Source organism: Pseudomonas sp. PA-6-3C (assembly GCF_021605825.1).
Classification (GTDB): Bacteria; Pseudomonadota; Gammaproteobacteria; order Pseudomonadales; family Pseudomonadaceae; genus Aquipseudomonas; species Aquipseudomonas edaphica.
Genome location: NZ_WKDV01000003.1, coordinates 1 through 23,144, shown reverse-complemented (window position 1 = coordinate 23,144; position 23,144 = coordinate 1). Strand labels below are relative to the sequence as shown.

The window sequence follows — 23,144 nt, the reverse complement described above, 5'->3', positions numbered from 1 at the left end:
GCACCTTGGTCGGGCTTGTGTGGCAGTTGAGCTTGTGTGGGAGCTGGCTTGCCTGCGATAGCATCACCTCGCTATGCCTGTTAGACCGAGGTGTCTGCATCGCAGGCAAGCCAGCTCCCACATGTTTGATCCGGTTTTGTCAGTTACTTACCGAACAGCACCTGCTCACCCTCAGGCGACGTAAACATCTTATCGCCGTCGTGCCCAACCCCAGGCACTTCCACCAGCTTCTGCGTCAGTTGCGGATGGCGCTGCTTGAGGTAGTCGAAATAGTTGTGCCCGCGAATCAGGCGATACGCGCCCTGGGTCTCGGCTTCGCAGCTTTTATCCAGCGCCGGGTGGTTGGGGTCGGTGTCTTGCTGGCCCAGCAGGTAGGTGATGTTGCGTGACACGTAAACCTGCTCCAACTGCTGCGCGCTCTGGCCCTTGGCGTAATCCGGCAGATTTTGCATGCCGTACTTCCAGTCGTTGAAGCCTGGGCAACTGGCCACATCAAACTTCACCGGGCGTTGCGGGCTGAAGTAGGCGTAGGACGACGGGTTAGCCACCACATAACGCAGGCTGATGCCTTCGGTTTGCAACATCGGGTGGTCGTGGCCGGTGAGGGCGAAACGCTGTACCACCTGGCCGCCGCCGGAATGGCCGGCTACCACGATTTCTTTCAAGGCCGGGAACAGCTTGCGGTTGCCCAGGTGCTTGATGATCTGGTCGAGGGCGCCGTAGGAGCTGACCTGGCCTGGGCCGGTCGACGGGTCGCCGGCCATCCAGCCGTTGTGGTTCCAGCGCAGCACCTGATTGTCGAGGTGGTTGCGCTGGGTATCCAACTCATTCAAAAACTGCGGCGCGATCACCAGGGTATTGGCGGCAAGGCCTGCGTGTTGGGCGGCATCTTCGCCGCTTTGCAGGTAGGTCTGCGCATTGCGCAGGCGACCGTGCACGATGATCAATGCGCGAGTGACGTTGGGCAGCGGCTGGCGCCAGTCCTGGCTCAAGCCCAGGCTCAAGGCGCCGGCCTCCAGTTGGAAACGATCGGGGCTGACCACCTTGACGCCATGTTCTTTCTCGGCGGCCCAGGTGGTGGTGGAACACATCGCTAATGCGCTAAGCAGCAATCCCAATCGTTTATTCATTTAAAGACTCTTGGCTGTAAAGGTGTCGCATTGAGAGATCTGGCCCTCTGCGAAGCCGGTCTTGAACCAGCGAACCCGCTGTGCCGAGGTGCCGTGGGTAAACGAGTCCGGCACTACGCGCCCTTGACCCTGTTGCTGCAAACGGTCATCGCCGATGGCGTTGGCCGCATTCAGTGCGGCTTCAATATCGCCGGGCTCCAGCCAGTTCAGGCGTTTTTGCGCGCGGTTGGCCCACACGCCGGCGAAACAGTCGGCTTGCAGTTCCTGGCGTACCAGTAAACCGCCGTCACCTTGCATCTGCCGGCCTTGCTGGCGTGCGGCCTGGATCTTGGCCGAGATGCCCAGCAGCGTTTGCACGTGGTGCCCGACTTCGTGGGCGATCACATACGCCTGGGCGAACTCGCCCGAAGCCTTGAAGCGTTGCGACATCTCCCGGAAGAAATCCAGGTCCAGATACACTTGCTGGTCAGCCGGGCAATAGAACGGGCCGCTGGCCGAGGTGGCGCCACCGCAGGCGGAGTTGACCCGGCCACGGAACAGAATCAGTTTCGGGTTCTTGTAGGCCAACCCGTTTTCCTTGAACACCTGGCCCCAGGTGTCTTCCGTGTCGCCCAGCACGGCGCGCACGAAATCGGCCTGTTGATCATTGGCCGGCGGCGCCTGGCGCGCCTGCGTACTCGCCGGGGGCGCTTGCTCCATTTGGCCGCTTAGCTGGCCGAGGATCTGCATCGGGTCCTGGCCGGTCAGCCAGCCGATGCCGACGATCAGCACAATCGCCGTGAGGCTCAGGCCTTTGCCGCCGCCAAAGCGCATGCCGCCACCGCCGCCGCCACCACTGTCATCGCGGGCGTCCACCACGTTGTCGCTGCGTCGGCCTTTTTTCCATAGCATGGGTGCAGTCCTCTCGTTAAGCCTGCGCTCTTTATTTTAAGAGCAGTGTTGTTGGTGCAGGGGCATGGCGCCAGCCCGGCTGTCTGACAAGCAACGAGAGCTGCCTAGTATCGCTGCTGTCAGGCCGTGTCGGCAGGGGCGCCAGATGAAAGTTATGTCAGGTTTGCCGCCTCAGTCGCGGCAGTAGCCTTCACCGGTGTCGACGATCAGGCAGTCCTTTTTATCCGCCAGCCATTTAAGGCCCGTGGCTTCACCGTCGCCGGCGCTCAGCTGTTGCGGGCCGTCCGGGCGGGTGAAACTGATGCCGTCTTCATTGGCTTCGCCTTTGAAGGTGCCGGCGTCGTCGGCATCAAGGCCGTATTTCATGGTCAGCAGGTAGTGCCCACGGCCGATGCTGTCGTCCTTGGCGATGGTCAGGTTCAGGCCTTCGACGCCGATCCATTTGCCGACCCATTTATCGGTCGGTGGGGTTGCCGGCACCAGCGTGGCTTGCACGGAAGCGGGGGCGGGTTTTGGGGCTTCCTTGGGTTCCTTGTTGCACGCGGTGAGCAGGGCAAGGGCAGAAAGAACAAAGAGTGTTTTTTTCATAGCGACATGGCCTTGGTTGAAAAATGTGCAACACGACGGTGAACGTGCAGCGTTGGACTCGAAACCCGTGATTTAGTGCGCTGTTCGCACGGTGTTTGGTTATGCTCTTGGGGCAGACGCAAGCCCGGCTGCTAGATTACCGGGTTAAGTGCAAATGCGTTCAGCCCGCCATGCAAGAGAATTCAATGACTGTCAGCACACCGCTTTCCGGCGTCAACCATCCTTTCAAAGGCATCCTGCTGATTGTGCTGGCGACGTTTCTGTTCTCCAGCCACGACGCCTTGTCCAAATACCTGGCCGGGTTCTACCCGATTGTGATGGTGGTGTGGGCGCGTTACCTGGTGCATACCTTGCTGATGGCCGGGATATTCCTGCCGCAATCCGGCTTGCGGGTGCTGCGCAGCAAGCGGCCGGGCATGCAGGTGGTGAGGGCGTTGTGCCTGCTGGGCACGAGTCTGTTTTTTACCGCGGCGCTGCATTATATCCCGTTGGCGGAAGCCACGGCGGTGAACTTCCTGGCGCCGATCCTGGTGACGGCGCTGTCGGTGCCCTTGCTCGGCGAGCACGTCACGCGTGGCCAATGGCTGGCGGTGATCTGCGGGTTTGTCGGTGTGCTGATCATCATCCACCCCGGTGGCGAGTTGTTCACGCCTGCGGTGTTGCTGCCGCTGTGTTCGGCGATGTTCTTCTGTTTCTACCAATTGCTCACGCGCATCCTCAGCCAATACGACACACCGACCACCAGCAACTTCTTCGCCGGGCTGTGCAATACCTTGGTGATGAGCGCGCTGGTGCCGTTCTTCTGGCAGGTCCCGACGTTGTGGCATGCCTGTTTGATGCTGGCGCTGGGCACTTGCGGCATGACCGCGCACTTGATGCTGACCCAGGCGTTCCGCTTCGCGGCGCCAGCCTTGCTGGCACCGTTTGGCTATTGCCAGATCGTGTTTGCGGGATTGTTGGGTTGGTTGGTGTTCAGCCATACCCCCGACGTGACCACGGTGGTCGGCATCGGGGTGATCTGCATGAGCGGGCTGGCCGCTGCCTGGCAGCAGCGGCGGCGGTGAGTTACACGTCGACTGTGGGAATCTTGCGCGGCGCCATGAAGTACATCCAGGTCAGCGCAATGAAATACATCGCCGGGATCAGGGTGAACAACACGGTGTAGTTGTTGTTGGTCACGGTAAGGATGTGCCCGACGACCTGGGTCATGAACATGCCGCCGATGGCCGCGCACATGCCGCCGAAACCGAACACCGTGCTCATCATGTGCTTGGGCGTGTAGTCCATCACCAGGCTCCAGATATTGGCAGTCCAGGCCTGGTGCGCGCCGATCGCCAGGGAAATGGCGAACACTGCAACCCACAGCTGGCTGGAGCCGGCAGCCATGATCACGCCAACGATGCAGCAGGCAAACAGCAGCATCGACAACAGCCGCGCCTTGATCGCATTCATCCCGCGGCCGATCAGGAATGACGACAGGATCCCGCCGCCCACACTGCCGAAGTCGGCGGTGAGGTAAATGATGATCAGCGGGATGCCCATCTGGGTCACGTTGATGCCCAGGTTGTATTGCTGGTTCAGGAACGGCGGCAGCCAATACAGGTAGAACCAGAACACCGGCGCGGTCATGGCGTAGGCGAGGGCGAAGGCCCAGGTGCCGCGCATGCGCAGGATGCGGCTGAACGGCACGCTCGGTTGCTCGGGTTCGGCTTCCTGTTGCACGTAGTCCAATTCGGATTGTTTGGCGGTCGGATGGTCTTCCGGGTTGTAGTACTTCAACCCCCAGAACACCAGCCAGATCGCGCCGAGTGCCGACATGCACAGGAACGCCGCCTGCCAGCCCCACACGTGCAGGATCAGCGGCAGCAGCATTGGGGTCATCATCGCGCCGACGTTGGTGCCGGCGTTGAAGATGCCGGTGGCCACTGCGCGCTCACCGGCCGGGAACCACAAACGCGTAGTCTTGACGCACGCCGGGTAGTTGGCGGCTTCGGTCAGGCCGAGGATAAAGCGGCAGACCATAAAGCCCACCGCCGAGGTGGCCAGGCCGTGGGCGCCGGTGGCCAGGCTCCACAGCAGCACGGCGCAGAAGAACACGCGCTTCACGCCCACACGGTCAATCAGCCGGCCTTGCAGCACAAAACCGATGGCATAACCGACCTGGAACCAGAAGTTGATGTTGGCGTAGTCCATCGCCGTCCAGCTCATCTCTTTGGCCAGGATCGGTTGCATCACGCCCAGGGCGGCGCGGTCGATGTAGTTCAGGGTGGTGGCGAAGAACACCAGGGCCAGCATGCCCCAGCGCGTTTTACCCACGGCCATGGCGCCACGGATCTTGTCGCCGATGCCGGCGTGCGGGTTGCCCGGGCGCGCGGCCAGAGCGGAGTTTTGCGAAGGCATGAGGTCGTACCCGTTTTTGAAATTTTTATGGTGTGTTCTGGGTCTTGGTGCAGGTTCGATGGTGCGCAGTGGTTAAAAAGTCGTCAATTCGCCAACAGGGCATAGTGTTCGGTAATCGCACGAAAAACTAACCGGTTCGTACATTTTAATTGCTGGGTGTAGGCTAGGGGCCAATAATTTGCTGCAAATAAAAACTGCCGGGAGTCGCCCATGCAACGTTCCATTGCCACTGTTTCCTTGAGCGGCACCTTGCCGGAGAAGCTCGAAGCCATCGCCGCTGCCGGGTTCGACGGGGTGGAGATCTTCGAGAACGACCTGTTGTATTACGACGGCAGCCCGCGGGAAGTTAGGCAGATGTGCGCCGACCTGGGCATTGCCATCACCTTGTTCCAGCCGTTTCGCGACTTTGAAGGATGCCGCCGCGACCGGCTGGCGCGCAACCTGGAGCGCGCCGAACGCAAATTCGATTTGATGCAGGAGCTGGGCACCGACCTGGTGCTGGTGTGCAGCAATGCTTCGGCGGATTGCGTGGGCGATGAGCGCATTTTGCTCGATGACCTCAGCTTGCTGGCCGAGCACGCCGGTCGCCGTGGTTTGCGTATCGGCTATGAAGCGCTGGCCTGGGGCAAACATGTGAACACCTGGCAGCAGGTGTGGAACCTGGTGCGCCAGGTCGATCATCCAAACCTGGGCGTGTTGCTCGACAGCTTCCACACGCTGTCGCTCAAGGGCGATCCTAGCGGCATCGCCGACATTCCCGGCGACAAGATCTTCTTTGTGCAAATGGCCGACGCGCCGGTCCTGGCCATGGATGTGCTGGAGTGGAGCCGGCATTTCCGCTGTTTTCCGGGGCAGGGCGAATTTGACCTGGCAGGTTTTCTCGCGCCGATCATCAAAAGTGGCTACACCGGGCCGTTGTCCCTGGAGATTTTCAACGACGGTTTCCGCGCCGCACCCACCCGCGCGAATGCGGCGGATGGCTTGCGTTCGCTGCTGTACCTGGAGGAGAAAACCCGCGAACGCCTCAAGCAAGAGGCGCCGGCCCAGCCCGTCGAGATTCTGTTTGATACCCCGGCGGCCAGCGAATACAACGGCATCGAATTCCTCGAGTTTGCCGTGGATGAAAGCCTCGGTGCCAAGCTGACCCACTGGCTGGAGCGCCTGGGGTTCGTCAAGGCGGGCCAGCACCGTTCCAAGAGCGTGAGCCTGCTGCGCCAGGGTGATATCAACCTGATCCTCAACTGTGAGCCCTATTCCTTTGCCCACAACTTTTTTGAAGCCCACGGCCCGTCGTTGTGCGCCACGGCGATTCGGGTCAAGGACAGCGCCAAGGCGCTGGAGCGGGCCGTGGCCTACAAAGGCCAGCCGTATCGCGGGCTGGTCGGGCCTAACGAGCTGGAGCTGGCGGCGGTACGTGCGCCAGATGGCAGCCTGATTTATCTGGTCGACCCTGCCGAGGGTGCGCTGTACGACACCGACTTCAACTTGCAGGCGGCAACGGCGTCCAGCGGCGGTTTGCTGCGCATCGACCATATGGCCATGGCCTTGCCGGCCGACAGCCTCGACAGTTGGGTGCTGTTCTACAAGAGCCTGCTGGATTTCGAAGCCGATGACGAAGTGGTGCTGCCCGACCCTTATGGCCTGGTGAAAAGCCGAGCGTTGCGCAGCCGTTGCAGCTCGATCCGCTTGCCGCTGAATATTTCCGAGAACCGCAACACGGCAATTTCCCACGCGCTGTCGAGCTATCGTGGTTCGGGCGTGCACCACATTGCTTTTGACTGCGCGGATATTTTCGCCGAGGTCAGCCGCGCCAAAGCAGCCGGCGTGCCGTTACTGGATATTCCGCTCAATTACTACGACGACCTGGCCGCACGGTTTGATTTCGACGATGAGTTCCTCAGCGAACTGGCGTACTACAACGTCTTGTACGACCGTGACGCCCAGGGCGGTGAGTTGTTTCATGTGTACACCGAGGCTTTTGAGGGGCGGTTTTTCTTCGAGATTATCCAGCGCAAGAACGGTTACGCCGGGTATGGCGCGGCCAACGTGGCGGTGCGCCTGGCGGCGATGGCCAAATCGCGCAGCGGTGCGGCACGTCAGGCGCGTTTATAACGGCCGGGCCAGGTGCTTCCTTCGGGAAGCGCCTCGGCCCATAATCGCCGCCTGCACAACAAAAATGGCCGTGAGCGCACCATGACCCTGACCCCCGACCTCTCCGCCGTGCCAGACACACCGCGCAAGAGTCGCAAGAACAACCCGGAAAAGACCCGCGAAAACATCCTGCAGGAAGCCATCGTCGAGTTTGTTCAGCAGGGCCTGTCCGGCGCGCGCGTGGATGCGATCGCCGAGCGTATCCACACCTCCAAACGCATGATCTATTACTACTTCGGCAGCAAGGAACAGTTGTACGTCGAGGTGCTGGAAAAACTCTACGGCGATATCCGCAACACCGAAACTCGCATGAACCTCACGGCCCTGGAACCGCGTGAGGCGATCCGTCGGCTGGTGGAATTCACCTTTGATCACCACGACCAGAACGTGGATTTCGTGCGCATCGTCAGCATCGAAAATATCCACAACGCGGAATACGTGAAGCGCTCGGATTCGATCAAGGCGATGAACAGCAACATCCTCGAAGCGCTGGGCGCCACATTGCGGCGGGGTGCCGAGATGGGGGTGTTTCGCGAAGGGCTGGAGCCGCTGGATGTGCACCTGCTGATCAACTCATTCAGCTTTTACCGGGTGTCCAACCGCCATACGTTCAGTGAGATTTTTCAGATCGAGCTGTCCGATGAAGCGATTAAACAGCGGCATCGGGAGATGATTTGTGAGTCGGTGATGCGGTACTTGCAGGCTTGAATTCACCCGATTCCCAATCTGGAATGCAACCAGTGTGGGAGCTGGTTTGTTGTGGCGAGGGAGCTTGCTCCCGCTGACTGCGCAGCAGTCTCCGGCTTTTTTGGGGCGCTTCGCACCCCAGCGCAAGCAAGCTTGCTCGCCACAACAAGCCAGCTCCCACATTTTTTGATTCGGTTTCGGCAGTCAGCCATTCATGCTCTGAAAGTGCGCCAGCATTCGCTGCACATCCGGTGTTTGGCCACTGAACAACTCAAACGCCTTCACCGCCTGAAACACCGCCATATTGCCGCCGTCCAGCGTTCGGCAACCCAGGGCGCGGGCGTTGCGCAGCAGTTCGGTTTCCAGCGGGAAATACACGATTTCCGCGACCCACAATTGGGCTCGCAACAGCGCAGGCGGTACCGGCGTGCCGGGCAGCTTGGCCATGCCCATGGGCGTGGTGTTCACCAAGCCATTCGCTTCGGCCATGGCGTTTTCCAGGTGGGTGCCGACCTGGGCACGACCGGCACCAAAACGCTGCGCAAGGTTATCCACCAGGTCGCGGGCGCGGGCCATGTCCACGTCAAAAATACTCAAGTGCTGCACGCCTTCTGCCAGCAATGCATGGGCCACCGCCGCGCCTGCACCGCCGGCGCCCATCTGTACGACTCGCTCGCGCGCGACGTCATGCAAGTTGCGCCGGAAACCTTCGGCAAACCCCAGGCAATCCGTGTTGTGGCCAATGCGCTTGCCGTCCTTGAACACCACGGTGTTGACGGCGCCAATGCCTCGCGCCTCGTCAGACAATTCATCGAGCAACGCCAGCACTGCCTGCTTGCATGGGTAGGTAATGTTCAAGCCGGTAAAACGCATTAATTCAGCGGCGTCCAGCAGTTCGGGCAAGGCGTTGATGTTCAGTTGCAGCGCGTCCAGATCGATCAACTGATACAGGTAGCGCAAGCCTTGGGCGTCGCCTTCCTGTTCATGCAGGGCGGGCGTGCGGGAGGCTTGGATGCCGGCGCCGATCAGGCCGGCGAGGATGCGCGGTTTCATCGGGCGGATCCTTTGAGGGTGTGGCTGAAGTGTTCCAGCGCCAGGTGATAACCATGGCTGCCGAAGCCTGCGAGCACCGCCTTGGCAATGGGCGACACAAACGAGTGATGCCTGAACGCCTCGCGCGCATGCACGTTGGATAAATGCACTTCGATCACTGGCACTTCACTGGCCACCAGTGCGTCGCGAATCGCTACGGAGGTATGGGTCCAGGCCGCCGGGTTGATCACGATACCGGCGCAACGGGCGCGGGCGCCGTGGATCCAGTCGAGCAGTTCACCTTCGTGGTTGGTCTGGCGAAATTCGATTTTCAACCCCAGGTTTTCCGCGCTGCGACCGCACAGTGCGGCGATGTCGGCCAGGGTTTCATGCCCGTAGGTAGCAGGCTCGCGGGTGCCGAGCAGGTTGAGGTTGGGGCCGTTGAGCACCAGCACGATGGGCGGCATAAAGGTCTCTCCACACTTATTATTGGTTGTGCGGATAAAATGTACTGGATGGTTAATTTGGTCAATTGAAGGCGGCTGATGTGTTCGATTATCGAACGCTTATTCTGAGGCATACCGGCACAGCATCAGATTAGATATCAATTGAAAATCAACCTCGATGCCGGACTGGGCGAGCGCACGGCATGCGTATTTGCTGGCGCGGATTCAGTTGAAGTATTACGCGGGGTTGCTGAGCGAGCAGGACTTGCGTGCGTTGGCAGGGTAGTCCCAACCCTCGGCATGAGTGGTTACAACCCCGCATTCGCGGGGTTGTTCGTCGTTACTAATCTGTGAAACAGCTTCGCAAGGATGGAGCCGGTTGTCGGGTGCCACGGAAAATTGTTACCTGACGGAAAATAACCTAACGGATGGGTTACGATGAAAGTAGGTGCTTACAAGGGATATGTGATTTCAGTGCTTCTGCGGGATGAACACTGCCCGCCCCACGTTCATGTCAGGGGCAAGGCATGGGATGCGCGTTTTCGTTTCAGCTCCCTGGATGGGGATGTGGAGTTGTGGGATGTAGAGCCGGATCGCAGGCGGCCGCCTACTGCGCTCCTGAAGGAATTACGCGAGGCGATCATGCAGCGGCACTACCTGGCGCGTGCACGCCGGATCTGGTGGGAGAAACTGCAAACGGTTTGCCTGGAGAACCATTCCTGGGATTGGGACGCTGGTGAATTGGTTCAAGGGTTGGTTATTCGACGTGGTGTCTATGTCATCGCAAGCGCCCGGCACGATGTCGTAGAGCAAAGAACAATTTTGAATCTGGTCAGAGCGCCAGATTGCGTGGGGATTAATTTATGAAAATCGTAAAAGCCAAAGTCGTACCCTATAAGCCGCTCACTGACGCCGATGTCGACAAGGCCATCGCCCGTGGGCGCAAGCTCAAACGTCTGTACGCCAATGCCAGCAATGTGCGCTATGAACACGAGTGCATTTCCATCGGTTTCAGCGACGGCAGCCGCGTCATGTTGCCTGTAGCCGGGTTGCCGGAGTTCGAAGGGTTTTCCCTGGAGGACTTTCAGCAACTGGAGGTCGGCTTTGGCGGCAAGGCGCTGTGCTGTGAGGCGCAGGATCTGGACGTTTCGATCACCGGGCTCATCGCCACCAGCCAGCCCTTGATGGACCTGGCGACAAGCCTGGTAGCGTCGCGCAACGGTCGCAAGAGCAGCGCCGCCAAAACCGCCGCCGCCCGAGCCAATGGCAAGAAGGGCGGTCGGCCACGCAAGGAGCCGTTGGATAACGGTGATTCAACAGATGCATGAAAACCCAGTGTGGGAGCTGGCTTGCCTGCGATAGCGGTGTATCAGTTGACCGATGCAGGGCAGGCCTACCGCCATCGCAGGCAAGCCAGCTCCCACAGTTTACCGCCGGGTCAATAACACCCCGGATTCCATATGGTGCGTCCATGGGAACTGGTCAAACATTGCACACTGGGTAATCCGGTGCGTGTCATGCAGTTGCGCAATGTTCGCCGCCAACGTCTCCGGGTTGCAGGAGATGTACAGGATGTTGTCGAAGCGACGGGTCAGTTCGCAGGTGTCCGGGTCCATGCCGGCACGCGGTGGGTCGACGAAGACGCTACCGAATTCGTAGCTCTTCAGGTCGATGCCGTGCAGACGGCGAAACGGTCGAACCTCGTTGAGCGCCTCGGTGAGCTCTTCGGCAGACAGGCGCACCAGCGTGACATTATCCACTGCGTTTTCATCGAGGTTGCTTAAGGCAGCATTCACCGAGGTCTTGCTGATTTCGGTGGCCAGTACCTTACGCACGCGGGTCGCCAGTGGCAGGGTGAAGTTGCCGTTGCCGCAGTACAACTCCAGTAAATCATCCGGGCGATCGCCCAGGGCTTCATAGGCCCAGTTGAGCATCTTCTGGTTCACGGTGCCGTTGGGCTGGGTGAACGCGCCCTCGGGTTGACGGTAGCTGAAGGTGCGCCCGCCGACGTCGAGTTTTTCCACCACGTAGTCGTGGCCGATCACATCGCGCTTGCCCTTGGAACGGCCGATGATGCTGACATTCAAATCCGCCGCCAGCTTGTTCGCAGCCGTGTGCCAATGCTCGTCCAGCGGGCGGTGATAGCACAGGGTAATCATCGCGTCGCCGGCCAGTGTGGTCAGGAACTCCACCTGGAACAGCTTGTGGCTGAGGGCCGCGCTGGCTTGCCAGGCGGCTTTGAGTTGCGGCATCAGCTGGTTGATGCGCTGGCTTGCGATGGGGAACTCTTCGATCAGAATCGGCGTGCGCTTGTCGTCCTGGGAGAACATTGCGTAGTGGCGCTCACCGCCCTCGCGCCACAGGCGGAACTCCGCGCGCAGGCGGAAGTTCTGCAGCGGCGAATCGAAGACCTGCGGTTCGGGGGCGTCGAACGGTGCCAACAGGTCACGCAGGCGCGTGACCTTGTCTTGCAGTTGAACGGTGTAGCTTGCGGCGTCAAAAGTCATGCGTTGAACCAGCCCAGCTTGATCACAAACAGAATCGACAGGATCACCAGTGCCGGGTTCAGCTCACGGTAGCGGCCCGAAAGCAGCTTGATGGCGGTCCAGGCGATGAAACCGAAGGCGATGCCGTTGGCAATGGAGTAAGTGAAAGGCATCGCCAGGGCGGTGACCACCACGGGCGCTGCAACGGTAATGTCATCCCAGTCGATTTCGGCCAGGCCCTGGGTCATCAGCACGGCCACGAACAGCAGCGCCGGCGCGGTGGCAAACGCTGGAACACTGGCGGCCAGTGGCGAGAAGAACAGCGCCAGCAGGAACAGGATGGCGACCACGATGGCGGTCAAACCGGTACGGCCCCCGGCACTCACACCCGCAGCCGACTCGATGTAGCTGGTGGTGGTTGACGTACCCAGCAGCGAACCGGCCATGGCGGCGGTACTGTCGGCGATCAGTGCACGGCCCATTTTCGGCATGTGGCCGTCCTTGCCCATCAGGCCGGCGCGCTTGGCCACGCCGATCAGGGTGCCGGAGTTGTCGAACAGGTCAACGAACAGGAAGGCGAAGATCACGCTGACCAGGCCGATATCCAGCGCACCCTTGATATCCAGTTGCAGGAAGGTCGGGGCCAGGGACGGTGGCATCGAGGTTACGCCGCCGAACGGGGTGAACCCCATCGCGATAGACACGATGGTCACCGCCAGGATGCCGATCAGCACCGCACCGCGCACCGCCAGGGCTTCCAGCGCCACGATCAGCGCGAAACCCAAGGTAGCGAGGATCGGCGCCGGTTGTTTCAGGTCGCCCAGGCCGACCATGGTGGCCGGGTTGCTGACCACGATGCCGGCGTTGTGCAGGGCGATCAGTGCCAGGAACAGGCCGATACCGGCGGCAATCGCCGAGCGCAGCGGCAGCGGGATGCTGTTGATGATCCACTCACGGATGCGGAAGATCGACAGCAGGAAGAACAACACCGCCGAAATGAATACCGCGCCCAACGCGACTTGCCAGGTGTGGCCCATGTGCAGGACCACGGTGTAGGTGAAGAAGGCGTTGAGGCCCATGCCCGGTGCCAGCGCGATCGGGTAGTTGGCGATCAGGCCCATCACGGTCGAACCGATGGCGGCGGCCAGGCAGGTGGCGACAAACACCGCGCCCTTGTCCATGCCGGTCTCGCCGAGGATGCTCGGGTTCACGAACAGAATGTAGGCCATGGCCAGAAAGGTCGTGATACCCGCGAGAATCTCGGTGCGCACGTTGGTGTTGTGTGCTTTGAGTTGAAACAGCTTTTCCAGCATGCCGGCTCCCTGTGACGCTATTTTGCGTCGTTATTTGTTGACCTCTAAGTCAAAGCACAAACTGCGCCAAGCGCCTGTGGTTTCAGAGAGGATCGGAAAAAGCGGCGCATGATACCAGCAGCCGACGCGATGTGGCGGATAGGCTGCGTATTCTCGAATCTGGCCTTGAGGCATACTGCGCCGACGTTAAATACAGGGTCGTTCTCAGCATGAAAAAAGCCAACGCCAGCAGTCTAGCTCTGTTCGCCGCAATCGGCCTGGGGCTTGTGGCACCGGTGTGGGGCGCGGCTGCACCGCCGTTGAGCGAGGTGCGGGTGTTCAAGGTCGAGTCGGCGCGTTGCACGGAAACCATCCCCACAGATGTGACGACCACCCAGATGTGTACTCATCGTGGGCCGACCAAGGTCTCGGTGATGGAGGTCGGCCTGGGCAAAAGCCCGATGGGGCGCTTCAATGGCGCCGAATTGAATGGGCAACGCACGCCGGTCTGTCAGGTGGGCAACATCAGCGAAGTCTGTAACGGCGCAGGCACTGTGATGGGCTACATCTATGTATTTGACTTGAATGTCCAGGCCCAAGGCTGGTTTGAATTCAGCAATATCTCGATCAATGGCCCGCAAAACACGTTGAAGCTCTTGTTCAACATCCTCTGATCAATCCCCTTGAACGCTCACTACCTCGGGAAGTCGTAGCCCTTAGACGGCGACTTTCCTGAACGCCGCGGATGTGCACCAACCCGTGAGGTGTTTATGAGCGCGACCCCCAATGGCGCGACGACCAAACCGTTCGTCAGCCACCCGATACGCCTGACCCTGAATGGCCAAGACCGCCAGCTGCAGGTGTTGCCCTGGACCACCTTGCTGGACCTGCTGCGCGAACAGCTGGATCTGGTGGGTAGCAAAAAAGGCTGCGACCACGGCCAGTGCGGCGCCTGCACGGTGTTGCGCGATGGCAAACGCATCAACGCCTGCCTGACCCTGGCGGTGATGTGCGACGGTGCCGAGGTGACCACCATCGAAGGCCTGGCCGACGGCGACCAGTTGCACCCGATGCAGCAGGCTTTTATCCAGCGTGACGCGTTCCAGTGCGGCTACTGCACGCCGGGGCAGATTTGCTCCGCCGTCGGCCTGGCCAATGAAGGCCGCGCCCACAACACCGCGCAAATTCAGGAACTGATGAGCGGCAACCTGTGCCGCTGCGGGGCCTACAGCAATATTCGCGATGCCATTGAAGACGTTGTGCTGGGAGGTGACCAATGAACCCCTTCCAGTACAGCAAGCCGGCCGATGTGCAGGAAGCCGTGCACCTGAGCAGCGCGACGTCGCGGTTTATCGCCGGCGGCACCAACCTGTTGGACCTGATGAAAGAAAACATCAGCCGCCCCGAACACCTGATCGACATTACTGGCTTGGCGCTGCATGGCGTAGAAGCGACTGCCGACGGCGGGGTGATGATCGGCGCGTTGGTCAGCAATGCCGACCTGGCCTGGCACCCGCTGATCGAGGCGCGCTACCCATTGCTGTCCCAGGCCATCCTGGCAGGCGCCTCGCCGCAACTGCGCAACATGGCCAGTACCGGCGGTAACCTGTTGCAACGTACCCGTTGCTACTATTTCTACGATGCCAGCGTGCCATGCAACAAGCGTGAACCTGGCAGCGGCTGCCCGGCGCGCACCGGGTTGAACCGCATTCATGCGATCCTCGGTGCCAGCGAACATTGTGTGGCTACCCATCCCTCGGATATGTGCGTCGCCCTCGCAGCGCTGCAGGCGCGGGTGCATGTAGAAGGGCGTGGCGGCGCGCGGGTGATTGAGTTTGCCGACTTTCATCGATTGCCCGGCGATACGCCTGAGCGCGACAACCTGCTGGCCGACGATGAGCTGATCACCGCCATCGAACTGCCGCCTGATCATCTCGCCAGCCATAGCCACTACCTGAAGATTCGTGACCGTGCGTCCTACGCCTTCGCGCTGGTCTCCGTTGCCGCCGCGCTGGAGCTTGCGGGCGACACCATCGTCGATGCGCGCCTGGCCCTTGGCGGTGTGGCCCACAAACCTTGGCGCGATCGCGCGGTGGAAGCCGCGCTGATCGGGCAAGCGGTCAGCCGCGAAACCTTCAGCCAGGCCGCTGACGCCTTGCTGCAAGACGCTGAACCCTTGGAACACAACAGCTTCAAAATCAAGCTGGCACGCCGCGCAATCATCCGTGCCCTGAGCGACGCCGCTGTCGCAGGAGAACGCCCATGACCGCCGTCGGCAAACCCCTGGACCGTGTTGACGGTCTGCTCAAGGTCACCGGCCAGGCGCGTTATGCCGGTGAGTTTCCAGGCAACGACCTGCTGCATGGCAGTGTCGTCTCAAGCACGATTGCCAAGGGCCGGGTAATCCGGATCGACGCGTCCAAAGCCCTGGCGCTGCCGGGCGTGGTCAGGGTGCTTGATCATCTGAACCGGCCCAAACTCGCCAGCTACGATGAGGCTTTCGCCGATGCCGATGCAGCCGACGGCTCGCCGTTTCGCCCGCTGTATAACGACCGCGTGCTTTATAACGGCCAACCCCTGGCTCTGGTAATCGCCGACAACCTTGAACTGGCGCGACACGCTGCCTCGCTGGTCGAGATCGAATACGCGAGCGAGGCTTTTGCCACCGACCTCGCGGCCCTGCAGGAACAGGCGCACCCATCGCCGCAAACGCCGCCCAAGCCACGCGGTAACTTCCAGGCCGAGTGGGCTGCTGCCGCTGTCAGCCTGGATATGCACTACAGCACGCCCATCGAGCACCACAACCCGATGGAACCCCACGCCAGCACCGTGCTGTATCAGCCGGACGGCACCCTGCATATCCACGACAAGACCCAAGGCCCGCAGAACTGCCAGGCGTATGTGCAAAAAGTCTTCGGCCTGGATAAAAGCCAGGTAAGGATCTTCGCTGCGTTCGTCGGCGGTGCCTTTGGCTCGGGCCTGCGCCCGCAGTATCAACTGCCTCTGTCGGTGATGGCAGCGCTGGCGCTCAAGCGTTCGGTGCGCGTCACCCTGACCCGTCAACAGATGTTCACGTTTGGTTACCGCCCGCGCACCCTGCAGCGTTTGCAACTGGGCGCTGCTGCCAATGGCCGCCTGTTGGCGTTGGGCCATACAGCGATTGGCCAGACCTCGCGTTTCGAGGATTTCAGCGAACATGTGGTGGAGTGGAGCGGCATGCTCTACCACTGCGACAACGTGCAATTGACCTACAAACTGGTTCCCCTGGACGTGTCCACGCCGATGGACATGCGCGCGCCGGGCGCCGCGCTGGGCGTGATCGGCCTGGAATGTGCGATGGATGAACTGGCCTGCGCCCTGGGGATGGACCCTGTGCAACTGCGGCTGATCAACTACGCCGAGCGCAACCAGAACGAAGACAAAACCTGGTCGAGCAAAGCCCTGCGCGAGTGTTACCGCGAAGGTGCCGAGCGCTTCGGCTGGAGCCAGCGCAACCCCGAGCCGCGCAGCATGCGTGATGGCAACCAGTTGATCGGCTGGGGTATGGCCGGTGGTGTATGGGAGGCCCTGCAGATGAAGGCCAGCGCCAAGGCGCAGTTGGATGCCCAAGGCCAATTGACCGTCAGCAGCGCCACCACCGATATCGGCACGGGCACGTATACGGTAATGACGCAGATTGCCGCGCAAACCAGCGGTGTGGCGATGGCCGATGTGCGTTTTCTGCTCGGCGATTCGTCGTTACCCACGGCACCGTTGCAGGGCGGCTCGTTTACCGTGTCGTCTGTCGGCACTGCCGTGCAGCAGGCCTGCGAAGCGCTGAACGCCAAGCTGCTGGCGGTTGCCCGGCAGACTTACCCGGTGTTCAAAGAGGCTGAATCGGTGCGCTTTGAAGACGGCCAGTTGCACACCGGTGATGTGAGTGTGTCCTTGGCACAACTGGTCAAGGACAGTGGCGAAGAAGTGCTCGCTGTTCAGGTTGACAGCCAACCGGACAAAAAGCGTGAAGGCTATGCGACGGCGACCCATTCGGCAGTGTTTGTCGAGGTTCAGGTAGATGAAGACCTGGGCACCATCAAGGTGCGTCGGGTGGTCAGCGCTATTGCGGCCGGGCGGGTGGTCAACCCGAAGATGGCCCGCAGCCAGATCCTCGGCGGCGTGGTCTGGGGCATTGGCATGGCCCTGCATGAAGAAACCCAGGTCGACCATCAACTGGGGCGCTACATGAACCACAGCCTGGCCGAGTACCACATCCCGGTGAATGCCGACATCGGCGACATAGAGGTGATTTTTGTCGACGAACACGACGAAATCGTCAACGCCCTGGGCTCCAAGGGTGTGGGCGAAATCGGTATTGTCGGGGTGGCGGCGGCGGTGGCGAATGCGATCTACCATGCCACTGGCAAGCGGGTGCGGGAGTTTCCTGTCACGTTGGATAAGGTGCTGTAACCCGGTCTTCGAACCACAGAAGATCAAAATGTGGGAGCTGGCTTGCCTGCGATAGCTATCTGTCAGCCAATCATATGTTGGCTGAGACACCGCCATCGCAGGCAAGCCAGCTCCCACATTGCCTGTTTTTCAACCGGCTTATAGCTTGGCTTCCTCCACCGGCACATGCATCCGATCGCGGTTGGCCAGGGTCGGAAACAGCTTTATCCACACCCCCGTCACCAACAGCGTACCAATCCCGCCCATGACCACGGCGGGCACGGTGCCGAACCAGTGGGCGGTAATCCCCGATTCAAATTCGCCCAGTTGATTGGATGCGCCGATAAACAGGCCGTTGACCGCACTGACCCGCCCGCGCATTTCATCCGGGGTCTCCAACTGCACGAACGAAGCGCGGATCACCATGCTGATCATGTCCGCCGCGCCCAGCACCACCAGCACCGCCAGAGAGAACCAGAACGACGTCGACAGGCCGAACGCAATGGTTGCCACGCCAAACACACCGACGGCGGTAAACATCACGCGCCCGACATGCCGGTCTACCGAGAACCTCGCCAGCCACAGCGACATCAACAACGCGCCCACCGCTGGCGCCGAACGCAACAGACCCAGGCCCCAGGCGCCGGTCAGCAGGATGTCCTTGGCGAACACCGGCAGCAACGCTGTGGCGCCGCCCAGCAGTACGGCAAACAGGTCCAGCGAAATGGCGCCGAGAATGTCCGGGCGGCTGCGAATAAAGCGGATCCCGGCCAGCAGCGAATCCATCGTGGCCTTGGCTTTATTGAGCGGTGTCTGGCGCGCGGGCAGGTTGAGGGTCAGCCCGCAGGCTATCAGGTACAGCACCACGGTTGGGCCATACACCCACACGCTGCCAAACGCATAGAGCAAGCCGCCCAACGCTGGCGCGACGATGGTGGCCAGTTGCTGCGCCGATTGCGACGAGGCCACGGCACGCGGGAACAGCGCGCTCGGCACGATGCTCGGCAGTAGCGCCTGGGTGGTGGGCATCTCAAACGAGCGTGCGGCGCCGAGCAGGAACGCGAGGATAAAGATCATCTCGCGGGTCACGTTGCCGGTCAGGCCGCCGATGGCCAGGGACAAGGCAATCAATGCCTGCACGGTCTGGCAGATGGCGGCGACTTTGCGCCGCTCATAGCGATCGGCCACATGCCCGGTGTGCAACATGAACAGCACCCGTGGTACGAACTCCACGAGGCCAACCAAACCCAGGTCCAGAACGTTGCCAGTCAGTTGATAGAGGTTCCAGCCGATGGCCACGGTAAGCATCTGGAAACCGCTGGCGGTAAAGATCCGGGCCAGCCAGAACGCGATGAAAGGGCGGTGGTGGCGCAACAGCAATGCGGGTTCACTGGGCATCGGGAAGTCAGGTCTGGAGCAGAGGGTGCAGGCAGATTAGCATCAAGCTGTAACAAATAGTTGCAAGAACTGAGCTGAGACAACCTGTCACGCGTCAATGAACCACACGGCTTTCGTCCGAAAATGGGACTACTCTTTGAGCAATGCTTGATCCAGATCAAAACCGGCCCCGGGATTGATCTGGCGGCCGCAAGGCCAGGATCCCTACGTGATGGGTAAAAAAAGAAACGAATTGAAATTCGCCACACTCCATATCCGTGGGGGCAGTGGGTGCAGGCTCCCGCCAGCAGCCGGTATTACCTGACAGAGGAAGACTTATGTTCGGTTTGGAGGCGCTAGATCTCGCCCGAATTCAATTCGCGTTCACCATCTCGTTTCACATCCTGTTCCCGGCGATCACCATCGGCCTGGCCAGTTATCTTGCGGTGCTGGAAGGCTTGTGGCTCAAGACTCACAACGACACCTACCGTGACCTCTACCATTTCTGGTCGAAGATCTTTGCCGTCAACTTCGGCATGGGGGTGGTTTCGGGCTTGGTCATGGCTTACCAGTTTGGTACCAACTGGAGCCGTTTCTCGGACTTCGCCGGCGCCGTCACCGGACCGCTTCTGACCTACGAAGTGCTCACGGCCTTCTTCCTTGAGGCGGGTTTCCTCGGGGTGATGCTGTTCGGCTGGAACAAAGTGGGGCGCAAGCTGCACTTCTTTGCCACGGTGATGGTGGCCGTCGGTACGCTGATCTCGACCTTCTGGATTCTGGCCTCCAACAGCTGGATGCAGACACCACAAGGCTTTGAAATCATCGACGGCCGTGTGATTCCCACCGACTGGCTGGCGGTGATCTTCAACCCCTCGTTCCCCTATCGCCTGATGCACATGGCCACGGCAGCCTTTGTGGCCACGGCGTTCTTCGTCGGCTCTTCGGCGGCCTGGCACCTGCTGCGCGGCAAGGACAACCCGGCGATCCGCACCATGCTGTCGATGGCGATGTGGATGGCCCTGATCGTGGCGCCTATCCAGGCGGTGATCGGTGACTTCCATGGCCTCAACACCTTGAAGCACCAACCGGCGAAAATTGCCGCGATTGAAGGCCACTGGGAAAATATCGGCAATGAGCCGACGCCGCTGATCCTGTTCGGCTGGCCCGACATGAAGGCCGAGAAAACCAAATACGCGGTCGAAATTCCGTACCTCGGCAGCCTGATCCTGACCCACTCCCTGGACAAGCAGGTGCCGGCGCTCAAGGAGTTCCCGCCTGAGGATCGCCCCAATTCGACCATTGTGTTCTGGTCGTTCCGGGTCATGGTCGGCCTGGGCTTCCTGATGATCTTCACCGGTCTGTTCAGCCTGTGGCTGCGCCGGGGGGACAAGATGTACACGTCCAAGCCGTTCCTGTACCTGGCGTTGTGGATGGGCCCGTCCGGCCTGATCGCGATTCTTGCCGGTTGGTTCACCACCGAAATCGGCCGACAGCCGTGGGTGGTCTATGGGTTGATGCGCACGGCGGATGCTTCCTCCGGGCATAGCCTGGCGCAGATGACCATCACGCTGGTGCTGTTTGTGGTGGTGTACTTCGCGCTGTTCGGCGCCGGGTTGGGCTACATGATGCGCCTGGTGCGCAAAGGCCCGCAGACTCACGAAGGCAGCGAGCCAACCCATGGTGGCCCTGGCCAGAAACGTACACCGGCCCGTCCGTTGTCCGCCGCCGATGATGGCAGCGACGACGACCACACCCACATCCAGCACAAGGGGAATTGAGATGGGTATTGATCTTCCGCTGATCTGGGCCGTGATCATCATCTTCGGCATCATGATGTACGTGGTGATGGACGGTTTCGACCTGGGCATCGGCATCCTCTTTCCGTTTATCCCCGGCAAAGTCGACCGCGATGTGATGATGAACACCGTCGCGCCGGTATGGGACGGCAACGAAACCTGGCTGGTACTCGGCGGCGCGGCGCTGTTCGGCGCGTTCCCGCTGGCCTATTCGGTGGTGTTGTCGGCGTTGTACCTGCCGCTGATCCTGATGCTGATCGGGCTGATCTTCCGGGGCGTGGCCTTCGAGTTCCGCTTTAAGGCCAAGGACGACAAGCGTCACCTCTGGGACAAGGCGTTTATCGGTGGCTCCATCGCCGCGACGTTCTTCCAGGGGGTGGCACTGGGGGCGTTTATCGATGGCATTCCGGTGGTGAATCGCCAGTTTGCCGGCGGCTCGCTGGATTGGCTTACGCCATTCACCCTGTTCTGTGGCGTTGCATTGGTGGTCGCCTATGCCTTGCTCGGCTGCACCTGGCTGATCATGAAAACCGAAGGCAAGTTGCAGGAGCAGATGCACAACCTGGCGCGGCCATTGGCGTTTGTGGTGCTGGCAGTGATCGGTATCGTCAGTGTGTGGACGCCGCTGGCGCATCCGGAAATCGCTTCACGCTGGTTCACCCTGCCGAACCTGTTCTGGTTCCTGCCGGTGCCGATTCTGGTGCTGGTGACCATGTACGGGTTGATCCGCGCCGTGGCGCGTAATGCCCACTACACGCCGTTCCTGCTGACGCTGGTGCTGATCTTTCTCGGCTACAGCGGCTTGGGCATCAGCCTGTGGCCGAACATCATTCCGCCTTCCGTGTCGATCTGGGACGCCGCTGCTCCACCGCAGAGCCAGGGCTTCATGCTGGTGGGCACGTTGTTCATCATCCCGTTTATCCTGGGCTACACCTTCTGGAGCTACTACGTGTTCCGCGGCAAGGTCACCCACGAAGACGGCTACCACTAGGAGGGTCGTTGTATGTCCGGCAAACCTTCGTTACACGAGATTGAACAGGCCGAGAAACAGCCGTTATGGCGGCGCCTGGGGTGGCTGGCGATGATCTGGACCGGCAGCGTGCTGGCCCTGTTCGTCGTGGCCAGCCTGATGCGCATGTTCATGAATGCCGCCGGCCTGACCACTCACTGATATCCCGATCCGGGCTTTGCGGCCCGGTTTTCCAGCCCTCGCTACGAGGGCTTTTTTATTTGCGGGCTTTGAGAATGACGAACTTCGGCGTGGCGGCTACTTGTTCAACGCCACGGAACAAACGCGCCAATTTGCTGTGATAACCCAGGTGGCGGTTGCCGACGATATAAAGGGCACCGCCCACTACCAGGGCTTCGCGCGCCTGCTGGAACATGCGCCAGGCCAGGAAGTCGCCGACCACCTGTTGCTGGTGGAACGGCGGGTTGCACAGCACCACGTCCAGTGACTGGGCTTCCTGGCCGGCGAGGCCATCGGCGGCGCGTACGCTTACATCGCGCGTACCGAAGGCAGCCTGCCAGTTTTCGGCCGCCGACTGCACGGCCATGTAGGACTCATCCACCAGGGTGTACTGCGCGTCGGGGTTTTGCAGGGCACTGGCGATTGCCAACACGCCGTTTCCGCAGCCCAGGTCCGCCACGCGGGCGCTGCCGAGATTGTTTGGCAGGTGCGGGAGGAAGGCACGGGTGCCGATGTCCAGGCCTTCGCGGCAGAACACGTTGGCGTGGTTCAACAGCTCGATGGCCGGTGCGTCCAGGGTGTAGCGGGTAGGGTAGGGCGAGACGGCGGCCGGGCGGGCGTCCACCGTGGCGATCAGCAAACGGGCTTTTTTCAGGGCAAGGGACGCGTGCATCGGGCCGATATAGCGCTCCAGCAACTCGCCCGCCGCCCGTGGCAGGTGCTTGACCATCGCGCCGGCAATCACCTGGGCGCCTGGCGCCAGTTGCCCTTGCAGGCGGATCAACTGCTCCTCCAAAAGGGCCAGGGTCTTTGGCACGCGGATCAGCACGCGGTCGAACGGCCCGGCCGGTACCTGGCTGGCGGGGACGAATGCTACGGCATCAAAAGCTTTGCCATTGCGCACCAGGTTTTTCTCCAGACCCTGGGCTGCCAGAAACGAGTCACCGCTGGACGTCACGTGCACCCGGCCTTCGAGGCTGGCCGCCAAGGCGCCGAAGCTGTCGTTGAGTACTAGCACGCGGGTAGCAGCGCCGGGCTGCTGCTCGGCCAGATAGCTGAGCAGGTACTCATCGGCAGCATCAAAGGCCTGCAACGGGTCATTGTGTTGCTCAGGCTGGCGAATCAGGTCGAGCTGGGCGAAGGGGCTGTCAAGCAGGGGCATGGCGGGGGAGCTCTTGGGGCTCGGTGGGGGGGCGGCGGGGGTAGGGCACAGGGGCGACCATTTGAGAGTATAACGGAGGAGCGGCAAAACGG

The 23,144-nt window shown here is 61.0% G+C and carries 22 protein-coding genes; 12 read left to right on the top strand and 10 right to left on the bottom strand.

Translation table 11 applies throughout. The features are described 5' to 3' along the window. Positions 1-143: 143 nt before the first annotated feature. The 3 genes from GIW48_RS03225 to GIW48_RS03215 form a co-directional block, all read right to left on the bottom strand. Positions 144-1,130: an alpha/beta hydrolase gene (locus tag GIW48_RS03225; protein WP_236460091.1), complete on the bottom strand. Its 987-nt coding sequence runs from the start codon at positions 1,128-1,130 to the stop codon at positions 144-146. After that, positions 1,131-2,021: a KPN_02809 family neutral zinc metallopeptidase gene (gene ypfJ / locus GIW48_RS03220; RefSeq protein WP_176991802.1), complete on the bottom strand. Its 891-nt coding sequence runs from the start codon at positions 2,019-2,021 to the stop codon at positions 1,131-1,133. 171 nt (positions 2,022-2,192) lie between these two features. Continuing rightward, positions 2,193-2,609, bottom strand: a complete 417-nt coding sequence (locus tag GIW48_RS03215) for a membrane lipoprotein lipid attachment site-containing protein (RefSeq protein ID WP_236460090.1) — start codon at positions 2,607-2,609, stop codon at positions 2,193-2,195. Between the two features lie 185 nt (positions 2,610-2,794). Between GIW48_RS03215 and GIW48_RS03210 the strand changes: the two genes are divergently transcribed. Further along, entirely contained in the window at positions 2,795-3,673 is an 879-nt protein-coding gene (locus GIW48_RS03210; RefSeq protein WP_017139333.1) for a DMT family transporter, read from the top strand. Between the two features lies 1 nt (position 3,674). On the opposite strand, the gene GIW48_RS03205 is transcribed toward GIW48_RS03210, so the two are convergent. Next, positions 3,675-5,009 (bottom strand): MFS transporter, encoded by a 1,335-nt coding sequence (locus tag GIW48_RS03205; RefSeq protein ID WP_017139332.1) that lies wholly within the window; start codon positions 5,007-5,009, stop codon positions 3,675-3,677. Between the two features lie 210 nt (positions 5,010-5,219). Between GIW48_RS03205 and quiC the strand changes: the two genes are divergently transcribed. After that, on the top strand, positions 5,220-7,121 hold the full coding sequence (gene quiC / locus GIW48_RS03200; protein ID WP_099547608.1) for a 3-dehydroshikimate dehydratase QuiC: 1,902 nt from the start codon (positions 5,220-5,222) through the stop codon (positions 7,119-7,121). A gap of 81 nt (positions 7,122-7,202) precedes the next feature. After that, a complete protein-coding gene (locus tag GIW48_RS03195; RefSeq protein ID WP_026013861.1) occupies positions 7,203-7,868 on the top strand; it encodes a TetR/AcrR family transcriptional regulator in 666 nt (221 codons plus the stop codon). Between the two features lie 183 nt (positions 7,869-8,051). Here the strand turns inward: GIW48_RS03195 and GIW48_RS03190 are convergent, their stop codons facing one another. Beyond that, the gene (locus GIW48_RS03190; RefSeq protein ID WP_236460089.1) at positions 8,052-8,900 is read right to left on the bottom strand and encodes a shikimate dehydrogenase; all 849 of its coding nucleotides are present in this window, start codon (positions 8,898-8,900) and stop codon (positions 8,052-8,054) included. Continuing rightward, a complete protein-coding gene (gene aroQ / locus GIW48_RS03185; RefSeq protein ID WP_017139328.1) occupies positions 8,897-9,346 on the bottom strand; it encodes a type II 3-dehydroquinate dehydratase in 450 nt (149 codons plus the stop codon). Before aroQ ends, GIW48_RS03190 begins: the two co-directional genes overlap by 4 nt. 417 nt (positions 9,347-9,763) lie before the next feature. Between aroQ and GIW48_RS03180 the strand changes: the two genes are divergently transcribed. Together GIW48_RS03180 and GIW48_RS03175 are read left to right on the top strand one after the other, a co-directional pair. Further along, on the top strand, positions 9,764-10,192 hold the full coding sequence (locus GIW48_RS03180; protein WP_236460088.1) for a DUF4160 domain-containing protein: 429 nt from the start codon (positions 9,764-9,766) through the stop codon (positions 10,190-10,192). Beyond that, positions 10,189-10,653: a DUF2442 domain-containing protein gene (locus GIW48_RS03175; RefSeq protein WP_017139325.1), complete on the top strand. Its 465-nt coding sequence runs from the start codon at positions 10,189-10,191 to the stop codon at positions 10,651-10,653. Before GIW48_RS03180 ends, GIW48_RS03175 begins: the two co-directional genes overlap by 4 nt. A gap of 99 nt (positions 10,654-10,752) precedes the next feature. Here the strand turns inward: GIW48_RS03175 and trmA are convergent, their stop codons facing one another. Further along, positions 10,753-11,832 carry a tRNA (uridine(54)-C5)-methyltransferase TrmA gene (trmA, locus tag GIW48_RS03170; protein WP_236460087.1) on the bottom strand — a complete coding sequence of 360 codons (1,080 nt, stop codon included), beginning with the start codon at positions 11,830-11,832 and terminating at the stop codon, positions 10,753-10,755. Beyond that, positions 11,829-13,124, bottom strand: a complete 1,296-nt coding sequence (locus GIW48_RS03165; protein WP_017139323.1) for an NCS2 family permease — start codon at positions 13,122-13,124, stop codon at positions 11,829-11,831. Before GIW48_RS03165 ends, trmA begins: the two co-directional genes overlap by 4 nt. A gap of 209 nt (positions 13,125-13,333) precedes the next feature. Here GIW48_RS03165 and GIW48_RS03160 point away from each other — a divergent pair, with 209 nt between their 5' ends. The 4 genes from GIW48_RS03160 (at position 13,334) to GIW48_RS03145 (ending at position 17,549) form a co-directional block, all read left to right on the top strand. After that, positions 13,334-13,777 (top strand): DUF4879 domain-containing protein, encoded by a 444-nt coding sequence (locus GIW48_RS03160; RefSeq protein WP_017139322.1) that lies wholly within the window; start codon positions 13,334-13,336, stop codon positions 13,775-13,777. A gap of 96 nt (positions 13,778-13,873) precedes the next feature. Then, positions 13,874-14,383 (top strand): (2Fe-2S)-binding protein, encoded by a 510-nt coding sequence (locus tag GIW48_RS03155; RefSeq protein WP_017139321.1) that lies wholly within the window; start codon positions 13,874-13,876, stop codon positions 14,381-14,383. Next, entirely contained in the window at positions 14,380-15,369 is a 990-nt protein-coding gene (locus GIW48_RS03150; protein ID WP_236460086.1) for an FAD binding domain-containing protein, read from the top strand. Before GIW48_RS03155 ends, GIW48_RS03150 begins: the two co-directional genes overlap by 4 nt. Beyond that, a complete protein-coding gene (locus tag GIW48_RS03145; RefSeq protein ID WP_236460085.1) occupies positions 15,366-17,549 on the top strand; it encodes a xanthine dehydrogenase family protein molybdopterin-binding subunit in 2,184 nt (727 codons plus the stop codon). The genes GIW48_RS03150 and GIW48_RS03145 overlap by 4 nt, the downstream gene beginning before the upstream one ends. A gap of 138 nt (positions 17,550-17,687) precedes the next feature. Here the strand turns inward: GIW48_RS03145 and GIW48_RS03140 are convergent, their stop codons facing one another. Next, on the bottom strand, positions 17,688-18,926 hold the full coding sequence (locus GIW48_RS03140; protein ID WP_236460084.1) for an MFS transporter: 1,239 nt from the start codon (positions 18,924-18,926) through the stop codon (positions 17,688-17,690). Positions 18,927-19,243: 317 nt separating this feature from the next. On the opposite strand from GIW48_RS03140, the gene GIW48_RS03135 reads away from it, so the two are divergent. Genes GIW48_RS03135 through GIW48_RS03125 form a run of 3 tightly spaced genes read left to right on the top strand, consistent with a single transcriptional unit; the run spans position 19,244 to position 21,872 of the window. Beyond that, on the top strand, positions 19,244-20,683 hold the full coding sequence (locus GIW48_RS03135; protein ID WP_017139317.1) for a cytochrome ubiquinol oxidase subunit I: 1,440 nt from the start codon (positions 19,244-19,246) through the stop codon (positions 20,681-20,683). A 1-nt stretch (position 20,684) separates the two neighbouring features. Continuing rightward, on the top strand, positions 20,685-21,692 hold the full coding sequence (gene cydB / locus GIW48_RS03130; protein ID WP_138453261.1) for a cytochrome d ubiquinol oxidase subunit II: 1,008 nt from the start codon (positions 20,685-20,687) through the stop codon (positions 21,690-21,692). Between the two features lie 12 nt (positions 21,693-21,704). Then, the gene (locus tag GIW48_RS03125) at positions 21,705-21,872 is read left to right on the top strand and encodes a DUF2474 domain-containing protein (RefSeq protein ID WP_010206690.1); all 168 of its coding nucleotides are present in this window, start codon (positions 21,705-21,707) and stop codon (positions 21,870-21,872) included. A 55-nt stretch (positions 21,873-21,927) separates the two neighbouring features. Here GIW48_RS03125 and GIW48_RS03120 read toward each other — a convergent pair whose 3' ends face one another. Next, positions 21,928-23,052, bottom strand: a complete 1,125-nt coding sequence (locus tag GIW48_RS03120) for a methyltransferase (protein WP_236460083.1) — start codon at positions 23,050-23,052, stop codon at positions 21,928-21,930. Positions 23,053-23,144 lie beyond the last annotated feature (92 nt).

Coding starts and splice junctions, on each gene's coding strand:
- GIW48_RS03225 (WP_236460091.1), bottom strand. CDS start 1,130: ATGAATAAACGATTGGGATTGCTGCTTAGCGCATTAGCGATGTGTTCC.
- ypfJ (WP_176991802.1), bottom strand. CDS start 2,021: ATGCTATGGAAAAAAGGCCGACGCAGCGACAACGTGGTGGACGCCCGC.
- GIW48_RS03215 (WP_236460090.1), bottom strand. CDS start 2,609: ATGAAAAAAACACTCTTTGTTCTTTCTGCCCTTGCCCTGCTCACCGCG.
- GIW48_RS03210 (WP_017139333.1), top strand. CDS start 2,795: ATGACTGTCAGCACACCGCTTTCCGGCGTCAACCATCCTTTCAAAGGC.
- GIW48_RS03205 (WP_017139332.1), bottom strand. CDS start 5,009: ATGCCTTCGCAAAACTCCGCTCTGGCCGCGCGCCCGGGCAACCCGCAC.
- quiC (WP_099547608.1), top strand. CDS start 5,220: ATGCAACGTTCCATTGCCACTGTTTCCTTGAGCGGCACCTTGCCGGAG.
- GIW48_RS03195 (WP_026013861.1), top strand. CDS start 7,203: ATGACCCTGACCCCCGACCTCTCCGCCGTGCCAGACACACCGCGCAAG.
- GIW48_RS03190 (WP_236460089.1), bottom strand. CDS start 8,900: ATGAAACCGCGCATCCTCGCCGGCCTGATCGGCGCCGGCATCCAAGCC.
- aroQ (WP_017139328.1), bottom strand. CDS start 9,346: ATGCCGCCCATCGTGCTGGTGCTCAACGGCCCCAACCTCAACCTGCTC.
- GIW48_RS03180 (WP_236460088.1), top strand. CDS start 9,764: ATGAAAGTAGGTGCTTACAAGGGATATGTGATTTCAGTGCTTCTGCGG.
- GIW48_RS03175 (WP_017139325.1), top strand. CDS start 10,189: ATGAAAATCGTAAAAGCCAAAGTCGTACCCTATAAGCCGCTCACTGAC.
- trmA (WP_236460087.1), bottom strand. CDS start 11,832: ATGACTTTTGACGCCGCAAGCTACACCGTTCAACTGCAAGACAAGGTC.
- GIW48_RS03165 (WP_017139323.1), bottom strand. CDS start 13,124: ATGCTGGAAAAGCTGTTTCAACTCAAAGCACACAACACCAACGTGCGC.
- GIW48_RS03160 (WP_017139322.1), top strand. CDS start 13,334: ATGAAAAAAGCCAACGCCAGCAGTCTAGCTCTGTTCGCCGCAATCGGC.
- GIW48_RS03155 (WP_017139321.1), top strand. CDS start 13,874: ATGAGCGCGACCCCCAATGGCGCGACGACCAAACCGTTCGTCAGCCAC.
- GIW48_RS03150 (WP_236460086.1), top strand. CDS start 14,380: ATGAACCCCTTCCAGTACAGCAAGCCGGCCGATGTGCAGGAAGCCGTG.
- GIW48_RS03145 (WP_236460085.1), top strand. CDS start 15,366: ATGACCGCCGTCGGCAAACCCCTGGACCGTGTTGACGGTCTGCTCAAG.
- GIW48_RS03140 (WP_236460084.1), bottom strand. CDS start 18,926: ATGCCCAGTGAACCCGCATTGCTGTTGCGCCACCACCGCCCTTTCATC.
- GIW48_RS03135 (WP_017139317.1), top strand. CDS start 19,244: ATGTTCGGTTTGGAGGCGCTAGATCTCGCCCGAATTCAATTCGCGTTC.
- cydB (WP_138453261.1), top strand. CDS start 20,685: ATGGGTATTGATCTTCCGCTGATCTGGGCCGTGATCATCATCTTCGGC.
- GIW48_RS03125 (WP_010206690.1), top strand. CDS start 21,705: ATGTCCGGCAAACCTTCGTTACACGAGATTGAACAGGCCGAGAAACAG.
- GIW48_RS03120 (WP_236460083.1), bottom strand. CDS start 23,052: ATGCCCCTGCTTGACAGCCCCTTCGCCCAGCTCGACCTGATTCGCCAG.